Below are 801 nucleotides of genomic sequence, written 5' to 3' on the forward strand. Positions count from 1 at the left end.
AGACAGCGCCATTGCACTCTGCCCCTGTGCACTGGCTGTGGAATGGGTGATCAGGCCCGCCTGGAATAAATCCGGCATTTTTTTATCGACAGCTTCTGCTGCCAGTGCCGTGGCTCTTTCCGGCTGCATCCCTGCCGCGATGTATTTTTTCTCCAGCCCGGCGGTCAGCGTTTTTCGCAATGTGACATCACCCACCTTTTTAGCCACACCGCCAGCAACCATATCAGGTACAAGGGCACCAATCAGGTTTACGCCCTTCGCCACCCAGACCGCAGAATCATCATAGCCTTCGGTCATCGGCGTATTCAGCGCACGCAGAGCACCCGGAGACATCTTACTGGTCAGCCATTCATCCGAGGATTTAGCGCCGTCACTGACAGCCTTACCGGTGACCTTCAGACCTTTACCGACAGTATCTGTAACCGCGTTTTTGCCATCAGGCAGGGTATCGATGACCTCATCAGCCCCCCTGCTGCCACCGGCAAAAATATCCTGCACAGTTGCGACACCCGGCAGCCCCATACGGCTGAACTCATTTAAAATACGCGCCCCTGTTTTTACCGGGCTCTGAATCATCGCATCACCGAGTCCACGGGCCATTTCCCCTGTTCCCCGGACGGACCGGGCGAAACCTTTACCCATTGTTGGCAATACATCGCCCAGGCTGAACGACGTACTGTTATCCTTCCAGCGATTTGAATCAGAGAAAAATGCTTCATAGCTGTCAGTTTCGCCGGGTTGCTGAATGTTCAGGCTGTTACGATTCTGGTTACCGAGTTGCGCCTCAGGACGCTGTTCCTC

The 801-nt window shown here is 54.7% G+C and carries 1 protein-coding gene; it reads right to left on the minus strand.

The features are described 5' to 3' along the window. A partial coding sequence (locus Y887_RS17635; protein ID WP_211257007.1) for a hypothetical protein occupies positions 1-801 on the minus strand: 801 nt, incomplete at both ends.

Source organism: Xanthomonas pisi DSM 18956 (assembly GCF_001010415.1).
Taxonomy (GTDB): Bacteria; Pseudomonadota; Gammaproteobacteria; order Xanthomonadales; family Xanthomonadaceae; genus Xanthomonas; species Xanthomonas pisi.